General features: G+C 60.2%; 18 protein-coding genes. 9 read left to right on the forward strand and 9 right to left on the reverse strand.

Annotated elements, in window-relative coordinates:
* Nucleotides 1–670: 670 nt before the first annotated feature.
* The 6 genes from QZ302_RS02130 to dprA all read right to left on the reverse strand — a co-directional run bounded on the left by QZ302_RS02130 (nt 671) and on the right by dprA (nt 3,875).
* The gene (locus QZ302_RS02130) at nt 671–823 is read right to left on the reverse strand and encodes a hypothetical protein (RefSeq protein WP_294591947.1); all 153 of its coding nucleotides are present in this window, start codon (nt 821–823) and stop codon (nt 671–673) included.
* A 269-nt stretch (nt 824–1,092) separates the two neighbouring features.
* Nucleotides 1,093–1,251: a DUF4295 domain-containing protein gene (locus QZ302_RS02135; protein ID WP_083377613.1), complete on the reverse strand. Its 159-nt coding sequence runs from the start codon at nt 1,249–1,251 to the stop codon at nt 1,093–1,095.
* Nucleotides 1,252–1,256: 5 nt separating this feature from the next.
* Nucleotides 1,257–1,439, reverse strand: coding sequence for a 50S ribosomal protein L33 (gene rpmG / locus QZ302_RS02140; protein WP_294591950.1), 183 nt, complete (start codon nt 1,437–1,439; stop codon nt 1,257–1,259).
* Nucleotides 1,440–1,464: 25 nt separating this feature from the next.
* Nucleotides 1,465–1,698 (reverse strand): 50S ribosomal protein L28, encoded by a 234-nt coding sequence (gene rpmB, locus QZ302_RS02145; protein WP_294591952.1) that lies wholly within the window; start codon nt 1,696–1,698, stop codon nt 1,465–1,467.
* Between the two features lie 63 nt (nt 1,699–1,761).
* On the reverse strand, nt 1,762–2,778 hold the full coding sequence (locus QZ302_RS02150) for an NAD-dependent epimerase/dehydratase family protein (protein WP_294591954.1): 1,017 nt from the start codon (nt 2,776–2,778) through the stop codon (nt 1,762–1,764).
* A gap of 5 nt (nt 2,779–2,783) precedes the next feature.
* Nucleotides 2,784–3,875, reverse strand: coding sequence for a DNA-processing protein DprA (dprA, locus tag QZ302_RS02155; protein WP_294591956.1), 1,092 nt, complete (start codon nt 3,873–3,875; stop codon nt 2,784–2,786).
* A gap of 225 nt (nt 3,876–4,100) precedes the next feature.
* Between dprA and QZ302_RS02160 the strand changes: the two genes are divergently transcribed.
* Together QZ302_RS02160 and QZ302_RS02165 are read left to right on the forward strand one after the other, a co-directional pair.
* Complete coding sequence (locus QZ302_RS02160; protein ID WP_294591958.1) at nt 4,101–4,802, forward strand: helix-turn-helix transcriptional regulator; 702 nt, start codon at nt 4,101–4,103, stop codon at nt 4,800–4,802.
* Nucleotides 4,790–5,353 carry a LuxR C-terminal-related transcriptional regulator gene (locus QZ302_RS02165; RefSeq protein WP_294591960.1) on the forward strand — a complete coding sequence of 188 codons (564 nt, stop codon included), beginning with the start codon at nt 4,790–4,792 and terminating at the stop codon, nt 5,351–5,353. Before QZ302_RS02160 ends, QZ302_RS02165 begins: the two co-directional genes overlap by 13 nt.
* 73 nt (nt 5,354–5,426) lie before the next feature.
* Here the strand turns inward: QZ302_RS02165 and QZ302_RS02170 are convergent, their stop codons facing one another.
* From QZ302_RS02170 to dxs, 3 genes are all read right to left on the reverse strand, one after another.
* Nucleotides 5,427–5,837 (reverse strand): D-Ala-D-Ala carboxypeptidase family metallohydrolase, encoded by a 411-nt coding sequence (locus QZ302_RS02170; RefSeq protein ID WP_294591962.1) that lies wholly within the window; start codon nt 5,835–5,837, stop codon nt 5,427–5,429.
* Between the two features lie 105 nt (nt 5,838–5,942).
* Complete coding sequence (locus QZ302_RS02175; protein WP_294591964.1) at nt 5,943–6,242, reverse strand: hypothetical protein; 300 nt, start codon at nt 6,240–6,242, stop codon at nt 5,943–5,945.
* A 404-nt stretch (nt 6,243–6,646) separates the two neighbouring features.
* Complete coding sequence (dxs, locus tag QZ302_RS02180) at nt 6,647–8,593, reverse strand: 1-deoxy-D-xylulose-5-phosphate synthase (protein WP_294592004.1); 1,947 nt, start codon at nt 8,591–8,593, stop codon at nt 6,647–6,649.
* Nucleotides 8,594–8,627: 34 nt separating this feature from the next.
* Here dxs and QZ302_RS02185 point away from each other — a divergent pair, with 34 nt between their 5' ends.
* The 7 genes from QZ302_RS02185 to QZ302_RS02215 all read left to right on the forward strand — a co-directional run bounded on the left by QZ302_RS02185 (nt 8,628) and on the right by QZ302_RS02215 (nt 18,910).
* Nucleotides 8,628–9,413 (forward strand): OmpA family protein, encoded by a 786-nt coding sequence (locus QZ302_RS02185; protein ID WP_294591966.1) that lies wholly within the window; start codon nt 8,628–8,630, stop codon nt 9,411–9,413.
* Nucleotides 9,414–9,766: 353 nt separating this feature from the next.
* Complete coding sequence (gene mfd, locus QZ302_RS02190; RefSeq protein WP_294591968.1) at nt 9,767–13,084, forward strand: transcription-repair coupling factor; 3,318 nt, start codon at nt 9,767–9,769, stop codon at nt 13,082–13,084.
* Between the two features lie 299 nt (nt 13,085–13,383).
* Entirely contained in the window at nt 13,384–14,124 is a 741-nt protein-coding gene (locus QZ302_RS02195) for a type III pantothenate kinase (protein ID WP_294591970.1), read from the forward strand.
* Nucleotides 14,105–15,430: a hypothetical protein gene (locus tag QZ302_RS02200; protein ID WP_294591971.1), complete on the forward strand. Its 1,326-nt coding sequence runs from the start codon at nt 14,105–14,107 to the stop codon at nt 15,428–15,430. The genes QZ302_RS02195 and QZ302_RS02200 overlap by 20 nt, the downstream gene beginning before the upstream one ends.
* A 168-nt stretch (nt 15,431–15,598) precedes the next feature.
* The gene (locus tag QZ302_RS02205; RefSeq protein WP_294591973.1) at nt 15,599–16,927 is read left to right on the forward strand and encodes a hypothetical protein; all 1,329 of its coding nucleotides are present in this window, start codon (nt 15,599–15,601) and stop codon (nt 16,925–16,927) included.
* Between the two features lie 54 nt (nt 16,928–16,981).
* On the forward strand, nt 16,982–17,638 hold the full coding sequence (lptC, locus tag QZ302_RS02210) for an LPS export ABC transporter periplasmic protein LptC (RefSeq protein WP_294591975.1): 657 nt from the start codon (nt 16,982–16,984) through the stop codon (nt 17,636–17,638).
* 9 nt (nt 17,639–17,647) lie between these two features.
* Nucleotides 17,648–18,910, forward strand: coding sequence for a hemolysin family protein (locus QZ302_RS02215; protein WP_294591978.1), 1,263 nt, complete (start codon nt 17,648–17,650; stop codon nt 18,908–18,910).
* The last annotated feature ends 101 nt before the right edge of the window (nt 18,911–19,011 follow it).

The raw sequence follows: 19,011 nt of genomic DNA on the forward strand, positions 1-19,011 counted from the left end.
GGGAAATCGTCAAACCTCGCTTGCGTGTTTTGACAAGATTTCCCAAGGCGCGCGAACAAATCGATTCTGCCGAAAACTCCGTCGCCCGCCCGCGTGAGATGGCATATTCTGCCGGTTGGCACTCGGCCAATCCGGCAAGAATTGCCGCGGGCGACGTTTAGGAGTAGACACGCCCATCTTTCGGGTGCCGCTCGGTACCGGCGGAGCGAGAGCGGAGCCGCAGTGAGGCCGACACAGGACGGAAAATTGGGTGTGCTTTGGGCTGAAAGCGAGTAGCGACGCATCAGCGGCGCGGTTCTACGAACTGCAAGATTCAACTCAAAATAGGGTAGAGGCTGCCAATTGTTAGGGTAGCTCCAGCCCCTTGCCCCGCGGGCCCGCGGCGTTTATTCCGAGAGGCAACGCAACTGAAAGCCGAAAGCGCGATTGTGCTCCCATGTAGGTTGAAACCTTGTCGTTAAGGAACGTAACCCGTTCCCATTTGTTTCGCCTGCCGAAGCCGACCAACCGTATACTTCATCACAGATGCCACCCAACGAACCCGAAGTGTGGCGGCGGAAGCCCGGGGGTGTCGCACAATTCAGTGATCCGCAAACTCAGAATGGAAAAGTGGGCCCAAGCCCGGGTTCTAAGTCCCCAATCGGTTCCGTCGAAAGCTCTCCTGCCCCGTTTATTCCGAGAGGCAGCGCAATTGAAGAGCGTAGGCACGACGATTCGCACCGCTGGGATAGAGGTTCTCTGTGTTGAAATCCAGATACATCCCGTTGTCGTTGTATGTTGTCGAAGACCAGTTGAAACCGTGATAGCCCAAGCCCCCCAGCATCCCCGAGTGCGAATGGCGGTAGCCCGGGGCGGGGTGCGGGAGTGGGCCGCATATCGGTGAAAGACATTGGACGCAGATGATCTAAAAAAGCGGTGCCGGTTCCGAAATTTGAATTTCGGAACCGGCACCGCTTTACGCCGTTCTAAACCCCTCTGACGGCGTAAACGACGTCTCGTAAATGGTTTCTTTTCTTTACATCGCATTCTCTCTCCTCGACGATCGAGATAAGGAGATGCAAAAATGCGGAAAAGGAGGAGAAAATATCTGGACTACTTCTTTGCGAAGAAATCTTTCACCTCTTCGTTCGGAACGATCTCGGTTTTGAACGTATAAGCCCCGGTCTTTTCCGACTTCACCATTTTGATGCATTTGGTTACGTTCTTGCCGTTTGCGGCGGTTTTGAGCGTAGCGACTACTTTCTTTGCCATGACGATTATTTAATTTCGCGGTGAACGGTCACACGTTTCAGAATCGGATTGTATTTCTTGCGTTCCATCCGATCCGGCGTATTTTTCTTATTCTTGGTGGTGATGTAACGGGACATACCCGGCATCCCGCTCTCCTTGTGCTCGGTGCACTCCAGGATCACCTGTACGCGGTTTCCTTTTTTAGCCATTTTTTTCGATCTCTCGGACTAACGGTTAGTAAATCTTCGGCAGCGCAGCAGCGTTTTTCAGTGCTTTGCTCAAGCCGTTCTTGTTGATGGTACGCATAGCAGCCGCCGAAATTTTCAGCGTCACCCAACGATTTTCCTCTTCGAGGAAGAACCGTTTGCTCTTCAGATTCGGGCTGAACGTGCGCTTGGTCTTCTTGTTCGAGTGCGACACGTTGTGTCCGCCCTGCGCCCCTTTCCCGGTGATTTGACAAACTTTCATTGCTTTTCAGGTCGGTTGAATGAATAAAACAGAGTGCAAATTTCGGTATTAAAATTCGAATTATCAAATTTTTTCGGTCGCGAGGGCGATTTGGGGCCAGAGTTCCGACAGTTCGGTGTAGCGGAACGGAACGGCGCTCAGGATGGCGGAGCCGTCGACAGGGGTGTGGGGGGCGATGACGGCGCCCATGGAGGGAAAGAGCGGAACGCTCGTTTTCAGCAGCCAGCGGGGCACGCGAAGGGTGGGTTCGGAGCGGCCGACGGCCTGGGCGATGGCTCCTAAAAAACGCCGGAACGAGAGATTTTCGGCTGACAGGATGTATCGTTTTCCCCAGGATTCGGGATTTTCGGCCAGCAAAATCATGGCGCGTGCCACGTCGGTGGCGGCGACGAAAGCGGTTTCGCCGTCGAGCCAGAACCGGTTGGCCCCTTTGCGGGCTGCCCGAAAAAGACCGTTCAGCCAAAAGCCGGTTTCCGGGGCCTGGAGGCCGACGATGACGGCCGGATTGACGATCACGACGGGCAGTCCGTGTGCCGCGGCGCGCCAGACTTCGTTCTCGGAGAGGAATTTGCTCCGGGCGTAGGGCGATGCGCCGGCGAGGTTCTCCATGATCGCCCTCTCGTCGATCCGGCCCGAGGGCCCGGCGGCGTGTCCCAGCGCGGCGATGGAGCTGACGTGGACGAACAGCGGACGGGGGGTGTCCGATGGCATTTCGAGGGCGGCGGTGGCGAGGTTGTGAGTGATTTCGACGTTCCGGCTCACTAATTGTTCGCCGTTGTGGGCCGAGCCTACGGCGACTTGGGCCGCGCAGTGGAAGATCGTGTCGGGGCGGCAATCGGCCAGGGTTTGCCGACAGTCATCGATATATTCCAGCGCGGCGACCGATTTCCGGTATGGCTCTCTGTCGAGTTTTTCGTGCCGGAGGAGCCATTCGAGGCGGTTCCACGAGGTTTCGGAGTGCGCGACGGCTGTGATTTCGCAGCGTTCCGCTGGGTCGACCGACCGGTTGCGGCGCAGCAGTTCGGCGATCAGGTGACTGCCCACCAGTCCGGTGGCTCCGGTGACGAGGAGGTTTTTCATGGCGGTCAGATTTTGTAGTAGCATTTATAGGGGTCGACGGCTACGAGGCCTTTGGCGCGGAGCTGGCCCACGAGGCTCGATGCCTCCCACAGGGGTACCTGCCACAGGTCGGCCAGGGTCTCGGCATCTAACCGCTGTCGTTCGGGAAAGGCTTCGTAGGCCATCCGCTGCCGCTCGGTGAGCGCGGAAAGGGAGGGGGCTTCGGTCGTCGCCCGTGGCGGTTCGGCCGACCAGTTCAGGGTGTCCCACACGTCTTCGGCGCTCTGGTACAGGATGGCTTTGTTCGACCGGATGAGCATGTTCGTCCCTTCGCTGGCCGGTGCGTCGATGGGGCCGGGAAGGGCGAAAAGTTCTTTGTGGTAGCTGGATGCGATGTCGGCGGTGACTAACGAACCGCCGCGGGCGGCCGATTCGACGACGATGGTGGCGGCGCTCAGCCCGGCGATGAGCCGGTTGCGGCTGAGGAAGTTGCCGCGGTCGATGACGGTGCCGGGCGGCATGTCGGAGACGATGGCGCCGCCGGATTCGAGGATCTGGCGGGCGAGGTAGTAGTGGCTCCGGGGTACGATGTCGTCTACCCAGCCGGCCATAATGGCGACGGTGCGGAGCCGGTATTTCAGGGCGGCGACGTGGGCGGCTTTGTCGATGCCGAAGGCCAGACCGCTGACGATGACGGTGTCGGAGCTCCGCAGGGAGAGGTCGCGAACGACGCGTTCCGTGGCGGCGGTGCCGCCGGGTGTGGCGTTCCGGGTGCCGACGACGGAGAGCCAGTGGCCGTTGTTGAAGTCGATGTCGCCGCGCACGTACAGCACGCAGGGGGCGTCGGGACATTCGGCGAAGGCGCGGGGAAAGGCGTCCATTTCGCTGGTCAGTACGCGGACGCCGGTGCGTTCGCAGAGGTCGAGCACGCTCCGGGCACGGGCTTCGCTGGCGTGAGAGGCGACGCGCTGGGCCAGACGCAGGGGCAGACCGGCGCTCATCAGCTGCTCGATGTCGGCTTCCATAACGGCGGCGGCGCTCCCGAAGGTGTCGAGCAACTTCCGCATGTGGCGGCTCCCGATGCCTTCGACCAACGACAAGGCTATACTCTGTTTCATCTCGTAAAGATAACGATATTTCTGCCTGTCGTTCTTTGAGCCGGATAGAACCGTACCTTTTCTTCATAAAAGTTTACCTTAAGGTTTCCTCCTTGCGCCTCGGCCATTCAAGTAAACTTGATGGCAACTCGGCTGCTGCGTCGGTTTTGATGCCGCTTTTTCCAAAAAGTGGCAGTTCCGTCCTGTACCAAAAAGCGTCAGGGGAAAAATCGTTATCTTTACGACATGGCACTATTGACAAGCGACACCCCGTTGAGTTCGGCACTGGAGCAGCATCCCAGTCTGATCCCCCTCGTGAACCGGTTCGGCATTCGGCTCGGGTTGGGCGATCGGACCCTCGCCGCCGTGTGCGACGAACATCGGCTCGATCCGGAATTCATGCTTCTGCTCATGAATACCTACCTGTTCGACGAGTATTTTCCCGAACAGCGTCTCAAATCGTTTCATGTCAGCCGAATCGTCGATTACCTGAGCAAAACCAACGCCTATTATCTGCACTACCAGCTGCCTAACATCGAGCGGCACCTCGCCCGGCTGATCGCCGGCGGCGGCGAAAACAGCCAGCTCGCTTTGCTCGGGCGGTTTTTCGAGCGGTTCAAGGAGAGTTTGATCGCCGCCATCGACTACGATGCCGAGGTCTGGTTCCCGTATTGTGCCGCTTTGAGCGCAGGGACGGTGCCGCAGGGGAGTGTGCCGAGGCCGTGCCCGGCGCCTCAGACCGCTGCGGACGAAGAGGAGGATCCGACCGTCGGGCTGCTGCGCGACCTGCGCAGCATCATGGTGCGCCACCTGAGCGGCGAATACGATGACAATCTGGCCTATGCCGTCATCTTTGCCATCGGGAGCATCGAACGCGACATCCGCCAGCACAACCGCATCCGCGACCGCATACTCACCCCTTTGATCGATGCCTTATGCTGCGCGTAGCCGTTGTCTTGTCCGACCTGCTGCAACGCGCCGGGCTGGCGGCCCTGCTGGAGCGCTATTTCGCCCCGGTGGAGGTCGAATGTTTCGCCGCCGTGGACGACGCTTTGCGCGAGGAGAGAGCCTTCGACCTCTATTTTACAGACAGTGCGGCGTTCGTGACCGAAGTCGATTTTTTTCTGACCCATCGGGCGCGCTGCGTGATTCTCGCGCCGCAGGAGAGCGGCGGTGGCGGCTGCGAGGCGCCGTATGTCGTATCGACCCGCGGCACGCTGGAGGAGGTGGTGGAGCAGATCGGGCGACTCTGGCGAGACGACCGGTCGGAGGACGAGAAATCTTCGACCGACCTCTCCGGACGCGAGGTCGAGGTGCTGCGTCTGGTGGTCAGCGGAGCGATCAACAAAGAGATTGCCGACCGGTTGCACATCAGCCTCAATACCGTCCTGACCCACCGCAAAAATATTACCGCCAAACTCGGCATCAAAACGGTTCCGGGACTGACCCTCTATGCCTTGATGCACGGCTATATCTCGGCGGACGACATGCCGCTTTGAGGTGCGGAACGTATAAAACGAGAGGCTCGACTGAATGGTCGAGCCTCTCGTTTTGCTATGGGACGAGGGCGGTTTACAGATGTAACACCTGCCTCCGGTTCGCCCCGCGGCGGTAGGAGATATGTACCCAACGGTAGTGGGCTTCGTCGATCAGTTGGTCGAATTCGATCGTTCCGGCCCGTTGCAGCTCTTCGATGCAGCGGAAAAACCGTTCGTTGGCCGCCGGAGCGCCCACGCTCAGGTCGGCCGCTTCGCCCCGCATGTGTTGCGACGTCGCGACACCGCCCACCGCTGCGTTCAGCTCCGGCGACCGGTAACCGCTATTGACCGTCACGGGAGCTCCCCACGCGGCGCGGATCGGGTCGAGCAGCTCCTCGATCAGGGTTTGCAGTCGATCGGCCGCCTCGTTCGGCGGTCGGTTGTCGATTTTCCGGGCTGCCGCCGTCGCCGAACGGCACAACTCCTCTACCGTAAAATACTTCATACCTTTTTATAGTTAATCGTTGCGCCGTTTCCGGCCCGTGAAGCGGACGACCGGGGCGAGTCGTCCGTCGGCGGAGCGTTCGTACAGGATGTATGACTGTTCGCTTCACGGGCCCTCGTCTGCGTGCAGAAACCATTTGTCGGAGTACCGGAAACGGAGCCGATTCTCGCCATCGAGCGTTATCTCCTGCGGGCGGAGGTTCTGGATCAGGTCGATCGCCTCGTCGAACGAAGCCGGAAGAACGACCGGTCTCGACAGGGTGTCGGCTGCGCGGAGCGTTTGTCGCAGGGTCTCTACCGCGACGGCCGGAGAGGAGGGGAGGGTTCGGCGCGTCAGGGGGGTGTGGCCGGCGCTCGGGAGGAGGGGGAGGGCCAGGAGGAACAGGCGCAAAATAGCGGATCTCATCGGAATTCGACAAATAAAGGGTTAAAGGTTGACACGACTTTTATTCGCGACGTTCCGTTGCGTTTCGGCGACCTTTTCCAACTCGCCGAGGGCTTGGGCCGAGGCTTCGCGCATCAGGACGAGCCGGCAGCCGCAGCACGGACAGACGAAATCCCGACCAGGATCGAGCAGCGATTCAGGTCGGCGGGGATCAGGGTGGAGCAATCGGGGCAGGGAATGCCGGTCGGACGGCCTGGGTGGGTGAATCAGGGGCTCGCGGTGCGGAGCCTCTGTTGCGAAGATAGAATCGGTCTCTGCTGCGGGCTGCGGGCGGTTTGCGAATGGCTCGTTCGGGTTTGCGAGGGGACGAAAAAAGGCTTCGGAAAAAATTCCGAAGCCTTTTTTTGTTGAGGATACTAACGATACTAATCCGCCGCCGCAAAACCCTTGATCCGTTCCGCCAGGGATTCGGCATCGATGCCGCACGCCCGCCGAAGCTCGCCCACCGCTCCGTGTTCCACGAACCGATCCGGCAGCCCCAGCCGCACCACTTCCCGCACGGCCCCGCCCAGCAGGTTCCGGTCGGACAGAAACTCCAACACCGCCGAGCCTACGCCCCCCGCAATCACCCCGTCCTCGACCGTCACCACCCGTCGATAACCCCGCGTCGCGATCCGCAGCAGCAACTCCTCGTCCAGCGGCTTGGCGAACCGTAAATCATAGTGTGCCACCGCAATCCCCTCTCCGGCCAAAGCCTCCACCGCCATAGCCGCCTCCAGCCCGATCGCGCCGATGGAAAGTATCGCAACATTCGCGTTTTCAGGCTCGTTCAAAACACGTCCTTTCCCCACTTCTATACGCGAAAAGGGTGCCCCGAGCACTTCCCCCGCCGCAAAGGCCCCGCCCCGCGGATAGCGGATCACCCACATCCCATTGTTCGCCAGCGTCGCCGTGTACATCAGGTTCCGCAACTCCATGGCATCGATCGGCGCCGCGATCGTCAGCTCCGGAATCCCCCGCAGCAGAGAAAGGTCGAACGCCCCGTGGTGCGTCGCCCCGTCTTCTCCCACCAGCCCGGCACGATCCAGGCAGAGCACCACCGGCAGCCGCTGCAAAGCGGCGTCGTGGATGATGTTGTCCACCGCCCGCTGCATGAACGACGAGTAGATGTTGCAGAACGGCACGCGTCCCGCCGCCGCCAGCCCCGCCGAAAAGGTCACGGCGTGTCCCTCCGCGATCCCTACGTCGTAGGCCCGATCCGGCATTCGCTCCATCAGCAGGCTCATCGAACAGCCGGTCGGCATCGCCGGCGTAATCCCCACGATCCGCTCGTCCGCCTCCGCCAGCTCGACCAGCGTGTGGCCGAATACCTCCTGAAACCTCAGCGTTTGCATGCCGGATTCGGCCTTTGCGGCCGCAAACCGTTCGCCTGTCTCCGGATCGAACTTTCCGGGTGCGTGCCACTCGGTCTGATCCCGCTCAGCCGGCGCATACCCCTTCCCTTTGACTGTCAGCGTATGCAGGATCTTCGGCCCCGGCAGACTCCGCAGGTCGCGCAGCGCCCGCACGAGTGCCACGACGTCGTTCCCGTCCACCGGCCCGAAATACCGGAAATTGAACGATTCGAAGAGGTTGCTCTGGTGCAGGAAGAACGATTTGGCGCCATTGACGATCTTCTGGATCATCCGCCGCAGCCGCGGTGTCCGATCCAGCGCGCGCCAGGTCGTATCCTTGAACCAGTTGTAGTGGCGCGAGGTGCTGATCTCCAGCAAGGCCTCTTTCAGTGCCCCGACGTTCGGGTCGATCGAGATGCGGTTGTCGTTGAGCACGACCAGCAGGTCGTTCGCCGGATCGGCTCCGGCGTTGTTGAGCCCTTCGAAAGCCAAGCCGCCGGTCATCGCTCCGTCGCCGATCACGGCCACGCACTTCGCTCTCCCGCCTGTCTCGGTCTGCATGCCCCGCAGCAGTCCCAGCGCGGCCGAAATCGAAATGGAGGAGTGTCCCGCTCCGAAAGCGTCGAACGGGCTCTCGCTCATCTTCGGAAAACCGCTGATGCCGCCCAGCTTGCGGTTGGTGTGGAACCGATCCCGCCGACCGGTGATGATTTTGTGGGCGTAGGCCTGGTGCCCCACGTCCCAGACGAGTTTGTCGTTCGGGGTGTCGTAGACGTAGTGGATGGCCACGGCCAGCTCCACTGCTCCGAGGCTGGAGCCGAGGTGCCCCGGATTGGTCGATACTTCGCGGATGATGAACTCCCGCAGCTCGGCGCAGTAGGCCGGCAGCTCGTCGATGGCGAGTTGTCGCAGGTCGGCCGGCGAGTCGATCCGGTCGAGGTAGGTGGTGGCTTGCGTCTTCTTTTCAGCGGTGGGCATAATCACAAAGATAGAAAATTTGTACCTTCGCCTTATGAAAAATGGAAAAATAGTCGGGGCGACGATGCTCGGAGCGGTGGTGGTTTTGTGGGGCGGGGTGTCGTGCGTCTCGATGAAGAAATACCGCGAAACGCAGACGAGGGCGTTGAGGTGCGAGACGGGGAGCGCGACGCTCCGGGCGGAGAACGAACAGTTGCGGGAGCAGCGGGCGGCGCTGGAGGCGCAATATCAGGCGCTGGACTCGACGCACTATGCGGAGGGGTTGACGAATGCGGAGCTCCGGACGCTGCTCAAGGAGCGGACGAGGATCCTGACGGAGGTGAGGACGCTGCTGGGCGAGGCGCTGCGCGATTTCGACAGCGAGGGGCTGACGGTCTCGGAACGCGGGGGGATGATCTATGTGTCGGTGGATGAGAAGCTGCTGTTCGAGCTGGGAAAGGCGGAGGTGTCGCCGGCGGGCGAACGGGCGGTGATGAAGGTGGGCGAGGTGCTGGCGCGCAATCCGGCGATCCGGATCATGGTGGAGGGGCACACGGATAATCTGCCGTATCGCTCCAAAGAGGGAGATCAAATCATCGATAATTGGGACTTGAGTGTCCACCGGGCGACGGCGGTGGTGCGCATCCTGCTGCGGAACCGGGGGATTACGCCGAAGCGGATCACGGCGGCGGGACGCAGCCAGTATGTGCCGCTGGTGGGGGGAACGGATCCGGAGGCGAGGGCCCAAAACCGACGGACGGAGATCATCCTCACGCCGGACATGGATCGGCTGTCGGAGTTGCTCGAACGGGCGGGACGCATGACGGACGCGACGCGATAGTCGCTCCTTTCGTTGTCTGAATAATCTTCGTTTATTCGTGTCTACCCGCAGGGAACTGCCGCTTTTTGTAAAAAGCGGCACCAAAAACTTTCGTGATAGCTACGCTACTCCTTAGGCTCCGCAGTCCTCAGTCTTTGTGATTGCTTTTGGGTCGGGGTTGTAGCGCGCCCAAAGTTTAGCTCGCATTAGCGCGCTACAACTCCCGGCCCAAAGAAGAGTCCAAGAATCGGGCCGCCGGCAGCTTTAGGATGCGTAAGCATCCTCCTAAAGTCTTTTTGGTTCTTTTTCTTCAGAAAAAGAACAGTTCACTCCAGGGCAAGTACGGACAATCAAAAAGATAATCATCACGAAAGATGACCATAGAGCAGTTAGTGCAGCGGATCGACGAGAGTGCCTCGCAAGTCGAGTTTCGGGAGCGGTACGAGAGCGAGCGCACCTTGCGGATTCGGGGGTTGGCCGGGTCGTTGCTCGCCTTTGTCGTCCGCGGCATCGCCCGGCAGAAAGGCGGCATCCATCTGCTCGTTGCCGACGACCGCGACGACGCCTCCTATCTCTGCAACGACCTTATCAACATCGCCGGGGAAGACTTTCCCGGTGCGATACTCTTTTATCCCACCGCCTATAAACGCTCCGTCCAGACCCGGCGCGAAGACCCCGCCGGGATCGTCCAGCGCACTGCCGTGCTGACCGCCCTCGCCGGGAGCTGCGAATCCGGCAAACCCCTCATCGTCTGTACCTATCCCGAAGCCCTCATCGAACGAGTCGCCGACCGGCAGAAACTCGCCGAAAACACCCTCCGCGTGCGGAAAGGACAACGGATCGGCATGGACGAACTCGAACGACAGCTCGTCGACTATCGGTTCGAGCACGTCGATTTCGTCGCTGAGCCCGGCCAGTATGCCCGACGCGGCGGGATCATCGACCTCTTCTCGTTCGGCGACAACAAACCCTACCGGATCGACTTTTTCGGCGACGACATCGAATCGATCCGGCTTTTCAACGTCGGCACCCAGCTGTCGACCGAAACCCGCGACGAGATCGAGATCGTACCCAACCTCAAAAATCCGGAATTGGCTGAAAAACGCGTCTCGCTGCCGGAGTATATCGGCCCCGGAGAGGTGACCTTGTGGATGACCAACCCCGTCCACTTTCTCGGTCGGCTCGACCAGATTCGGACGAAGCTCCTCGGCGAGCTCGACGAGCCCTCCGCCATCGACAGCCAGGTGACCAGCCGGAAACAGTTCGTTGCCGAGACCCAGGCCTGGCGGTGGATTTCGCTGAATGTCCATGCGCCCGAGCGGGTGGCCGGGGGAGCCGATATCGACTTCGGAGCTTCGCCGCAACCCCAGTTCAACAAAAACTTCGAACTGCTCGCCGACGATATTCGGCGAGGGAACGACGAGGGGAGAACCACCTATATCCTTACCGAGAACCGCGCCCAGATGGAGCGGCTCGAAAACGTCTTCGACTCCGTGGGGCTCGAGCACGTGGGATACGGCCATGTGCCGCTCACCTTGCACGGAGGGTTCGTCTTGCCCGCTCTGCACCTCGCCCTCTACACCGACCACCAGATTTTCGACCGCTACCACCGCTACACCGTTCCCAACGAGATTGACCGGCGCGAGAGCATGACTGTGGCCGAACTCAATGCGTTGCAGGTGGGCGATTACGTGGTGCACATCGACCACGGGGTGGGGAAATTCGGCGGGCTGGTGCGGAGCACGACCAACGGCGTGGTGCAGGAGTTTATCAAGCTGGTCTACCGCGACAACGACATCCTCTTCGTCAACGTCCACTCTCTGCACCGGATCAGCAAATACAAGGATAAGGACGCGCCGGAACCGAAGATTCACAAACTTGGTTCGGGGGCTTGGCAGAAGCTCAAACAGACCGCGAAAAGCAAGGTCAAGGACATTGCCCGGGAGCTGATCGCCCTCTATGCGCGGCGGAAGGCGAGCCGGGGATATGCCTACTCGCCCGACGGCTTTCTGCAACAGGAGTTGGAGGCTTCGTTCCTCTACGAGGACACGCCCGACCAGCAGAGCGCTACGCAGGCCGTGAAGGAGGATATGGAGCAGGCGGTGCCGATGGATCGGCTGGTCTGCGGCGACGTGGGGTTCGGGAAGACCGAGATCGCGATTCGCGCGGCCTTCAAAGCGGCTACCGACGGAAAGCAGGTGGCGGTGCTGGTGCCGACTACGGTTTTGTCCCTCCAGCATTATCGTACTTTTTCGCGGCGGCTGAAGGACTTTCCGGTGCGGGTCGAGAATTTCTCCCGGGTCAAGACGACGAAACAGACTCGCGAGATTCTCGACGACCTGGCGGAGGGCAAGATCGATATTATTATAGGTACCCATCGGTTGTTGGGCAAGAATGTGCGCTTCAAAGACCTTGGGCTGCTGATCATCGACGAGGAGCAGAAGTTCGGGGTGGCGAATAAGGAGAAGTTGCGGCACATCAAGGCCAATGTCGATACGCTGACCCTGACGGCGACGCCGATTCCGCGGACGTTGCAGTTCTCGCTGATGGGCGCGCGCGACCTGTCGATCATCAATACGCCGCCGCCGAACCGGCAGCCGGTGGCCACCGAAGTGGACGTCTTCGACGAGGAGATCGTCCGGGAGGCGATCGAGGCGGAGCTGCATCGCGGCGGGCAGGTCTTTTTCCTCCACAACCGGGTGCAGAGTCTCGGGCGGATGAAGGAGCTCATCGAACGGCTCTGTCCGGGGACGCGGGTGGCGGTGGGACACGGCCAGATGCCGGCGGCCGAGCTGGAAAAGATCATGATGGACTTCATCTACGGCGAATACGATGTCCTGCTGGCGACGACGATTATCGAGTCGGGGATCGACATTCCGAATGCCAATACGATGATTATCAACGATGCCCATCTGTTCGGGCTCTCCGACCTGCACCAGTTGCGGGGACGGGTGGGGCGGACGAATCGCAAGGCGTATTGCTACTTGCTGATTCCGTCGGAGGAGCGGGTGACGGGCGAGGCACACCGGCGGTTGCGGGCGTTGGAGGAGTTTTCGGACTTGGGGAGCGGTTTTCATATCGCCATGCAGGACTTGGATATTCGCGGTGCGGGTAATATTCTGGGGGCGGAACAGAGCGGTTTTATCGCGGACATCGGGTTCGAGACGTATCAGAAGATCATGGCGGAGGCGGTGGCCGAGTTGCGCGAGGAGCAGGGGTTGGAGCCGGACGTTTCAGCGATCGACTGTGTGATCGAGACCGATTCGTCGGCCCATCTGCCGGACAGCTACATCGGGACGACGGCGGAGAAGATTCGGCTCTATCGGGAGCTGGACGGTATCCGGACGGAGGAGGCGTTGCAGCAGTTCATTGCGCGGCTGACCGACCGGTTCGGCGAGCCTCCGTCGCCGGTGCAGGAGCTTTTCGAGGTGGTTCGGTTGCGGCGGGTGGCGGAGGCGGACGGTATCGAACGGATTGTGCTCAAGGGTGGGCGGGCGACGCTCTATTTCGTGGCGGACGAGCGGTCGGCGTTTTACAAGAGCGATCGTTTCATGACGTTGTTGGAGGCTGTGGCGGCTTCTCCGGCGCGGTTCAAGCTCAATCAGTCGGGCAATAAGCTATCTTTGTCCGTCCGGGAGGCGAAGTCGGTGACGGCTTTGCGGCGTGCGCTGGAGGGGCTGGCCGGCTGTTGAGGGGCGGTTCTTCGAACCGCAAGAATACGAAAAGGGGCAAGCCCGGGTTCTAAGTCCCCAATCGGTTCCGTCGAAAGCTCTCAGCCCCGTTTATTCCGAGAGGCAACGCAACTGAAGACCGTAGCCGCGATTGTGTGAGTCGCCTGGATTGAGATACGCCGCGTAGAAGTTCAGGAATACGGCGAAAGTCCTGTTGACGGCCGAAGACCAGCTGAACCCCAGGTGACCGACATACGCCGGTGTCCCCTTGTCGTAGCCGCGGTTGCCCGGGGCGGGGCTGTCCCGAACTTGAGATCATTATGAATTTAGTCATCGACATAGGAAATACCTTTGCGAAAGTCACCATCGTGGATCGCGGCGAAATCGTCGCCCGGGAGACACAACCGCAACTCGAGCGCGATCTCCTCTTGCGCTTGCTGGAGCGGCATCCGGAGACCGACCGTGCCATTCTTTCCACCACCCGGCTGGCCGACTCCGCCACAGAAGCGTTTATCGAACGGCAAGTCGGCCGACTGATTCGCTTCGGTGCGCAGACCCCCGTGCCTCTGCGAAATGGCTATGCCACCCCCGAGACCCTCGGAGCCGACCGGATGGCCGCAGCCGTGGGAGCCTGGGGTCGGGCTCCGGGACGAGAACTGCTCATCTTCGACTTCGGGTCTGCCATCACCATCGACCGCGTGAGCGCCGCCGGCGAATACCTCGGCGGCAACATCTCGCCCGGCATGACCATGCGGTTCGAAGCCCTCCATCGGCTGACCGACCGGTTGCCCCTGTGCGGCGCTCCGGCCGGCGAGACGACCCTCACCGGACGAACCACCCGACAGGCCATCGAAAGCGGCGTCGCGGTCGGTATCGTGCACGAAATCGAGGGGTACATCGACCGCATCGGAGCGCAAAATCCGGATTTGGCCCTCTTTTTTGCCGGTCGGGACGCGAATTTCTTTGCCGACAAAGTAAAAAAGCCGATATTTGTGACTCACGACCTCGTGATCGAGGGACTCAACCGAATACTCGAATACAATGCCCAACTCAATAGTTAGGAGAGCGAGATACGTTGCGATCGTCCTGTTGCTGAGCATGTTCGGCGGAGGCATGACCTCTGCGGCCTATGCTCAGATGAGCAGCCTGAACACCTTTTCGCCGTACACGATGTACGGCATCGGCGACCTGGCGGTCGGCGGGAGCGCTTTCAACCGACCGATGGGAGGTGTGGGGGTCGCTTTTCGCACGCCGTATCGCTTCAACTACCTCAACCCGGCGGCGCTGAGCGCCATTCCGCGGCAGTCGGCCCTCTTCAACTTCGCCGGCGAGGGGAAAAATATTTATGCCAAAAGTCCGAATACTTCCACCTCGTACAACACCTTCAATATCCATGACCTCGGGCTGGCGGTGCCGCTGGGGAAGGGCGTGGGGCTCGGATTCTCGCTGACGCCGGTCAGCTCGGTGGGGTACACCAGCCGGTTGGTGGAACGGAGCGCAGACATTACCCAGAATGTGGGGAGTACCATTTATAACTATGCCGGCGACGGGGGGATCACGCAGGTCTCCATGAATCTCGGGGTACATGTGGCCAAAGGGCTTTCGCTCGGGGCGGCCATGCACTACTGGTTCGGGGATATCGAACGGCAGTACAACGTCGTGGTGAACGACTACACCTCCTCGACCATCTATCGCAACATCGTCTCGTCGGAGAACAAGAATATCAGCAAACTCTTGTTTACGCTGGGGGCGCAGTATACCTGTCGGGTCGGAAAGCAGAACGCTTTGACCGTCGGAGCGACGTATCAGCCGAAAGTGAAGGCTACCGTGCGGGACAGCCGTTTGACCTTGTCGCACAACTCGGTGATGGTGGATACCATCTACTCGGCCCGGAGCCGGACGAAGATGGATATTCCGGCCAAGTGGGCGGCGGGGATCGCGTTCCAGGGGCCGAAACTGACCGTCGCATTCGACTACAACCGGCAGGACTGGGCCGGCGCGTTTGCCATTCCCGAGGGACAGGAAATTTCACTCGGCGTGTATCAGGACTTCCGACTCGGGTTCTCCTATACGCCCGATCAGTTCGATATTCGGAACGCCTTGAAACGGTGGACCTATAAAGCGGGGGTGCGGTACGGGGACAGCTACCTGACGATGCGGGGGAATCGCCTGCGCGATGCCGCGGTTTCGGTCGGGGTCGATTTCGCCCTCAAACGCGGTACCTTCTCCAAGGTCGGGATCGGCCTCGAATACGGCGAACGCGGTTCGTGGGCGAAGGATATGGTACGCGAACGCTACTTCAACTTTACCGTCGCGCTGAGCCTCTTCGGGAACGATTACTGGTTCGTGCGGCCGAAATACAATTAATATTTGCAAAATTCCGCCGGAACTCCGAACTTTATAGTCCGTTTTTTCCGTTAGCTTCATGAGCCGGGGGAGGCTTTGCAGCCCCGACGGAACGTTGTTTACCTCAGTTTGTTTATTTCCGGTTCGCCTCTTTTGCCGGGGCGGACGAAACCAAAACTAACCGCAACCATGAAAACACGAGTTTATTCCCTGATCGCTGCTTTCTGCCTGCTGGGCGGGGCGGTCGGCGCACAGGACTTCCGCGAGGATCCCAGGTACGGGAGCGATCCGGCATCGCGGGAGCAGAACGTGCGCATCCTCAACTTCTTCAACGACGCTTATAAGGCCAAGGAGTACGGACAGGCCACGGTCTATCTGCGCCAGTTGATCGAAAACGCTCCGAAGGCGACCCAGAACCTCTATATCCGCGGCGTCGAGATCTATAAGAGCAAGGCGCTCGGGGCGCAGAGCTTGCAGGAGCGGAAAATGTATGTGGACAGCATCCTCTGGTTTTTCGACAAACGGATCGAAGCCTTCGGCAACCATCCGCAGCGCGGCGAAGCATATCTGCGGGGGGAAAAGGCGAAAGCCTTCCTCGCTATGATGCCGGCCGACCGCGAACGGCTCTTCCAGTTCTTCCAGGAGGCTTTGCATGAAAAACACCCGCTCAATCCGGGCTTGGCGGTGACCTACTTCAACTCGGTGGTCGAAAGCTACCGCCTCGACGATGTGACGCCGGAACAGGTGATCGATATTTATGAGCGGCTCAGCCAGCGGCTGGCGGGGTGCGAATCGCCGGAACGCGCCGAGGCGATGAAGGCGATCGACGACCTCTTCGCGTCGAGCGGGGCGGCCAATTGCGAGACCGTCGAAAAAATCTATCGGCCCAAATACGAAGCCGATCCGGGGAATGCCAAACTGATCGAAACCATTCTCGCGCTGCTTCGGCGCGGGAACTGCTCCAGCGACTTCTACCTGACGATGCTGGAGAAATACTATGCCGCCAATCCGCGGCCGGACGTGGCGGTGCAGCTCGCTTCGCTGTTCCAGGAAAAACAGGAGTTCGGAAAGGCGATGGAGTACCTCCGTATCGCCATCGACAACGAGACCGATCCGGCACAGAAGACCAACTTCATGTTGCAGGGCGCCGGGATGGCGCTCTCGTCCAGCTCGTATCGCGAAGCGGCCCAGTTTGCCCGTCAGGCTATCGACAACGATCCGAATAACGGGCTGGCCTACTTCATCCTCGCATCGGCTTATGCAGGCGGGAGCGGCAGTGCGTGCAGCGGATTCGACCGGCAGACCGCTTTCTGGCTCGTGGTCGACAACCTGGCCCAGGCACGGCGCTTGTTGCCGGCGGATGATCCGCAGCAGTCCACGATTTCGCAGATGATCGGAAACTACAGCGCAAACTTCCCGAAGACGGAGGAAACTTTTATGCGCGGGCTCAATCCGGGGGACTCGTACACCGTCAATTGCGGCTGGATCAGCGGCCGGACGGTGGTGCGGGAACGGTAATCCGATTCACGCGGGATACCTTCTCTCTTCTTGCGCGACTTGTGTTCGATGCTTATGAACGAAAATAGAGACCGACCGACCCACTGTCGGAGCGGGCGAGTGCTTGCCGCTGTTTTTTCAGCGGCAAGCATCCTTTTTTTCGCCCGGTGCGGAAACAACGAGCCGAAACCGACGGTGGACGACCCTGAGACGACACCAACCCAGGTGAGCTATAACCACCGGAGAATTAATTCTGTTGACGGCAATTTACAGTACCGGATGGAGACCCCCCTGCTCGAACGGTACGAGCTGGCCAAGGAACCCTTTATGGAGTTTCGCGAGGGAATCAAAGTCGAGACCTTCGACTCCGCCTTGCGGGTCGAGAGCGATATCGTAGCCGACTACGCCCGCTTCAACGAGACCCAAAAACTCTGGGAAGCGCGCGGAAACGTCATCGCACACAACTACGAGGAGGGGAAAGAGACCCGTACTCTCCTGACCGAACGCCTCTTCTGGGACCAGACCGCCAAGAAGATATACAGCGACACGATCGCCCGGGTGATCGACGGCGGGAGCGTGCACGTCGGGCGGAACTTCGAAGCCGACGAAAGTTTCGAACGATGGAGCTTCCGGAACACCGTCGGACAGATCGAAGTCGATGCCGCGGCCATGCGCGACACCTCGGCAACCGCCTCATCGCCGGTGGCGGCGGACACTTCGGCTATTAAATAGGCACTTTTCATGGGAACAATCCTCCTCGTCATACTCATCGCCCTGCTGCTCTCGGCCTTTTTCTCCGGGATGGAGATCGCATTCCTCTCCTCGAACAAACTGAGGCTCGAAATCGAACGCAAACAGCACCCGACCTACGGGCGGATCGCCAGCCTCTTTCTCAAGGCGCCGGGACAGTATATCTCCACCATTCTGGTCGGGAACAATATCGCGCTGGTCGTCTATTCGATCTTCATGAGCCTCCTCTATACGGCTATCGCCGGGCGATCCAACTACGCGGCCGAGACTTTGATCTCGACCCTTATTATCATCTTCACCGCGGAATTCTTGCCCAAAGCGGTGGTGCGCGCCAATCCGAACTTCTACCTTCGGACGTTCGCCGTGCCGCTCTACGTGTTTTACATCCTCTTCTATCCGATCTCGAAATTCGCCACCCTGCTCTCTACCGGCCTGTTGCGACTGTTGGGGCGACGCGTGGAAGAGACCCCGCAGATCACGGAGTTCGGCAAGGTCGATTTGGCCACCCTCGTCGAGGAGGCGGCCGTGGGCGAGGAGGGCGACGCTGCGGAACGGGAGGACAGTGAACAGCGCGTGAGGCTCTTCCAGAACGCCCTCGACTTCTCGGAACAGCGCGTGCGGGAGTGCATGGTGCCGCGCACCGAGATGGAGGCCATCGAGGTCGGCGAAGGGGTCGACGACCTGCGCCGGATGTTCGTCGGCACCGGATTCTCGCGCCTGCCGGTCTACGACGGGACGATCGACAACATCATCGGATATGCCAACCTGAAGAGCCTGTTCGACGGGCCGAAGACGATCCGGGAGGTGTTGCAGGAGACCTTGTACGTGCCCGAGACCATGTCGCAGCGGAAGCTGCTCGAAGCCTTTACCCGGTCGAACAAGTCGCTGGCCGTCGTGATCGACGAGTTCGGCGGCACGGCCGGGATGGTCACCCTGGAGGACTTGCTGGAGCAGATTTTCGGCGAAATCGAGGACGAACACGACGCCGATCATTTGGTCGAAAAGGAGGTCGCCCCCGGCGAATACGTGTTGGCGGGACGGCTGGAGATCGATCACCTGAACGAGACTTACGACCTGAGGATTCCCGAGTCGGATCGCTACGAAACCTTGGCGGGGTATATCCTCGACCGCAGCGAAGATCTGCCCAAACCGGGGGATACGTTGCGCGCTGACGGACTGAAGATCAAGATACTCCGAACGGGGCACGCCCGCATCGAACTCGTCCAGCTCGTCCGGACGGAAAAGGCCAGGTAGGGCGAGGGCGCTTTTGCCGCATACGACGCACACTGTTACGTATGTCGAAAAAAAACAGTACATTTGCCCCATTATATCGGCGTGCGCGGCGCGGCGTCGTT

The sequence above is a fragment of the uncultured Rikenella sp. genome, assembly GCF_910579375.1.
In the GTDB taxonomy this organism is placed as follows: domain Bacteria; phylum Bacteroidota; class Bacteroidia; order Bacteroidales; family Rikenellaceae; genus Rikenella.